Below are 4,087 nucleotides of genomic sequence, written 5' to 3'. Positions count from 1 at the left end.
GGCTTCGTCGACGTCCAGATCGGCCCGCCCGTCGACACCTTCAAGGGCGCTAGCGGTGAGCATAAGGCACGACTCTTCGCAGTTTACGGATATGCCTTTTTGGCGCGAAAACCGAGTTGACGCAGTGGCGGAAACAAGCGGGCTACCGCCCGCACAAAGAACTCGCGGCTGTATGCCGGAACCGGCGGACACGCCCTACCATCAGAACGAGCCGCCGCGCATCCGGCCGGCAAGCCCGTCTCAATCGCGAGCACGGCAAGGCGCGGCTTTCACCTAGAGCGGTTTCCGCCTACTTTGAATCGGAGAATTTCAAAAAAGGTTCTCCCAGGCTGGCAAATGAGATTCTGTGTGCTCCGATGGCAACGACGGAGGCATGAGTGGCGAAGAGATACTCGATAGACCTGAGGGCACGGGCGGTGGCGCTGGTCGAAGACGGCGAGAGCAGGCGGGAAGCCGCCCGCGTGCTCGGTCTCGGCGCCTCGACAGCGATCCGGTGGATCGAGCGCTGGACGACGACCGGCAGCGTGGCGGCATTGCCCGGCACCGGCCACAGCCGCTCACCGCTCGAGGCGTATCGCCAATGGCTGCTTGATCTAGTGGCAGCGGAGCCCGACTTGACGCTTGAAGAGATTCGCGCGCGGCTCAAATCGGAGAAGCGGCTGAAAACCGGGACGACCTCGGTGTGGCGCTTCTACGAGCGCCACGACATCACGTTTAAAAAAAACTCTGCACGCCGCTGAACAGGATCGCCCCGATGTCGCTGCCGCTCGTGCCGAGCTGAAGGCCGAGCAATCCGAGCTTGATGCGCCGCGCCTCGTGTTCATCGACGAGACGGCGGTCACGACCAAGATGGTCCGCCATCGTGGCCGCTCACCGCGTGGCGAGCGTCTTGTTGCCAGCGTGCCGCACGGCCATTGGAAGACGCTGACGCTGGTTGCCGCGCTGCGCATCAATGGCCTGACCGCGCCGTATGTCATTGACGGCGCGATGGATGGGCCGTCGTTCCTCGCTTATGTTGAGCAGGTCCTCGCGCCGACGCTGCGCAAACGCGACATCGTCTTCATGGACAATCTGCGCACCCACAAGATCGACGGCGTTCGCCAGGCGATCGAAGCTGTTGGCGCCAAGGTGCGCTATCTGCCGGCCTATTCACCCGACCTCAATCCGATCGAAATGGCATTCTCGAAGCTCAAGACCGCTCTGCGCAAGGGCGCAGCACGCACCGTAAAGGCGCTGATGAAGCTGATCGGCAAGCTTCTCAAAACCTTTGCACCCAAGCAGTGCGCAAACTACTTTCGACATGCCGGATACGCGGCGTGATCCATATCAAACGGAAACTGCTCTAGCCCATCTTATTCATCGTAGCAGCGCGATTCGATCGGCCAGTTCGTGATGCCGGGTTGGGCCACGAGGCATCGCCCGTGCGGTTTTGGACGACACGGGTCGAGTGTGTTGGAGTTTGTTGGTTGGGAGGTTGCGAGAGGGGGCTTGGGCGCGGCGCGGGAGCCGCGTCGGCTATGGCCCTGCGGCGCACAGGCGTCCGGCGATGGCGCGCAAGACGGCGGCGTTGGGACAGGCCGAGGGCAGGTGGATGCGAATGCGGGCGAGGCCTTCGATGACGCGGGCGGCGATCTTGATCAGATGCAGGCGCAAGGTGGCGAACTCGGCGCTGGCGAGAGCCGACCGCTTGGGGGCGGCCTGGCGAATGGCGAGCAAGAGCCAGTAGGCGGCGGTGTGGAGGATGAGGCGGAACTGGTTGGCCTCAGGCTTGCGGCATGAGGTTCGGTCGGAGGCGAGTTGGCTCTTGTGCCACTTGATGAAGTTCTCGCTGGTGCCGCGCGCGCAGTAGGTCGTCTCGTAGAGCTGCTTGGCGTCGAGCTCGAGCGAGGACACGACGTAGCGCACATCGACGCCGTTGGCCGTGGCCTCGATGCGGGCGACAAAGCGGCGCGGCCTGTCCCAGCCCTTGGCGGCATAGTCGAAGCTCATGAAGCGGCGCAGCTTGTCGTCGCCCGAGCGGGAGCGCGCGCAGGTCAGCGCCTGGGCCTGCCGATCGGTCAGGGCCTTCAGCACCGCATTGCTGGCGAAGCCCAGAACATAGTCAACACCGGGGGTTTTCTCGCACCACGCCATCGCCTCGACCCGGCCGTAGTGCGAATCGCCGCGCACCACGATGTGGGTCCTCGGCCAGTGCCGGCGGATGCGCTTGACCACGTGCTTGAGCACACAGCGCACCTCCACACCCGACGGCGTCTTGCCTGACCGCAGGATCATCGCCACCGGCTTGCCGCTGTTGCCCTCGTAGATGTGGATCGGCAGAAAGCAGCGCTCGTCGTAGTAGGCGTTGAACAGCGACAGCTGCTGATGGCCGTGCACCGTGTCGCAGGTGTCGTCGATGTCCAGCACGATCGACGCCGGCGGCCGACGATAGCTCTCGCAGAACAGGTCCACCATCGCCGCCATCAGGCGGGCCAGCTCGATCTTCGACGGCGCGTTCTCCAGCCGCGACATCGTCGGCTGCGAGCACAGCGGCTGGCCGCTCTCCGGCAGCCGACCCACAGCCATCTTGAACACAGGGTCGTGCCGCAGCGCGTCACAGTCGTCGGCGTCCTCGTAGCCCGCCGCGATCGCAAACATGCGCAGCCGAAGCATCTCCTCGAGCGTGTGCTCGATCAGATCGGGATCGCGCTTGTCGCGCAGGCAACCCGCCAGCCGCGACGCCAGCCCAAGCTTCCGCTCCGCCACGCGCAGCAATAGCACCCCGGCATCCGACGACAGACGTCCGCCGTCGAACGCAACGCTCACCTTCTTGCGCCCAACAGATGGAAGATCGAAGGGAAGTACAGTATCGTAGCTCATGACGGGTGTGGCGCTCCTCGATCGATCGATGGTTTGGCGTCGTAACCAGAATCTTCAATCAAATCGCGGCTTCGCGCTACATCCGTCGCCTTTACGATGAATAAGATGGGCTAGCGAAAGTCGCGCAATTGTCCGAATTGCCAATCGGAGCGGCGCGACCAGCCGAAACCCGGCAGGGTCCGCTCCCGAACTGAACTTTCCGAGGGACCCAGTGAGGCTTCGTCGCTGGTTCCGCCACGCCGGCCGAACCCGCTCAAATCCTTGAAATAGCGCTCGAATCCGGGGGTGCGGCTTTTGATCCTCAGGCTGGCCGCGCTCTGTCATCAGAGTGTCACGTAACCGTCATAGGACAGTGACGTGCGCCTCCTAGTGGAGTGACGCTTCGAATTCAACAAGAGGATTTCCCATGAACATTGCTAGGATTGCATTGGCGACAGCCGCAATCGCTTTCTCTTCGACGGCCGCCCACGCCATCGACATCTCGGGCGCCGGCGCCACTTTCCCCTATCCGATCTATGCCAAGTGGGCTGATGCCTACAAGAAGGAGACCGGCAACGGGCTCAACTACCAGTCGATCGGGTCGGGCGGCGGCATCAAGCAGATCAAGGCCAAGACCGTGGCCTTCGGCGCTTCCGATGCGCCGCTGCCGGGCAAGGAGCTGGAGGAGTCCGGCCTGGCGCAGTTTCCGATGGTGATGGGCGCCATCGTGCCGGTGGTGAACCTCGAAGGCGTAAAGCCGGGCGAGCTCACGCTGGACGGCCCGACGATTGCCAAGATCTACATGGGCGGGATCAAGAGCTGGGACGATCCTGCCATTGCCAAGCTCAACCCGAACACCAAGCTGCCCAAGCAGGCGATCGTGCCGGTGCGCCGGTCCGACGGCTCGGGCACGACCTACAACTTCGCTTACTACTTGGCCGACATCAGCCCTGAGTGGAAAGCCAAGGTCGGTGTGAACACCGCGCTGCAATGGCCGGTCGGCATCGGCGCCAAGGGCAACGAAGGCGTTGCCAACAACGTCGCGCAGACCAAGGGCTCGATCGGCTATGTCGAATTCGCCTACGCCAAGCAGAACAAGCTCACCCACACCAACATGATCAACAAGGCGGGCAAGACGGTGGCGCCGAGTTCTGCCACCTTCCAGGCTGCGGCCGCCAATGCCGACTGGAAGTCGCAGCCTGGCTACGGCGTCATCCTGGCCAACCAGCCCGGCGACCAGTCTTGGCCG

The 4,087-nt window shown here is 63.4% G+C and carries 3 protein-coding genes; 2 read left to right on the top strand and 1 reads right to left on the bottom strand.

From position 1 onward, the window contains the following. The first annotated feature begins 377 nt into the window (after nt 1-377). Nucleotides 378-1,320 (top strand): IS630 family transposase gene (locus ACSLE4_RS05220; RefSeq protein WP_435903420.1). Its coding sequence is split into 2 segments (ribosomal slippage): nt 378-713 and nt 715-1,320, totalling 942 coding nucleotides; the frame shifts between segments, so codons are not numbered across the junction. A gap of 195 nt (nt 1,321-1,515) precedes the next feature. On the opposite strand, the gene ACSLE4_RS05215 is transcribed toward ACSLE4_RS05220, so the two are convergent. Further along, complete coding sequence (locus tag ACSLE4_RS05215) at nt 1,516-2,859, bottom strand: IS1380 family transposase (protein ID WP_435903419.1); 1,344 nt, start codon at nt 2,857-2,859, stop codon at nt 1,516-1,518. Nucleotides 2,860-3,265: 406 nt separating this feature from the next. Here ACSLE4_RS05215 and pstS point away from each other — a divergent pair. Then, on the top strand, nt 3,266-4,087 hold an 822-nt coding region (gene pstS / locus ACSLE4_RS05210), incomplete at its 3' end, for a phosphate ABC transporter substrate-binding protein PstS (protein WP_435903418.1).

The sequence above is a fragment of the Methyloceanibacter sp. genome (assembly GCF_051306395.1).
GTDB lineage: Bacteria > Pseudomonadota > Alphaproteobacteria > Rhizobiales > Methyloligellaceae > Methyloceanibacter.
Note: the sequence above shows the minus strand (reverse complement) of the source record. Positions and strands in the feature narration are given on the sequence as shown.

Excerpts from the sequence above, each read along its gene's own strand:
- ACSLE4_RS05215 (WP_435903419.1), bottom strand. The coding sequence starts at position 2,859 with ATGAGCTACGATACTGTACTTCCCTTCGATCTTCCATCTGTTGGGCGC.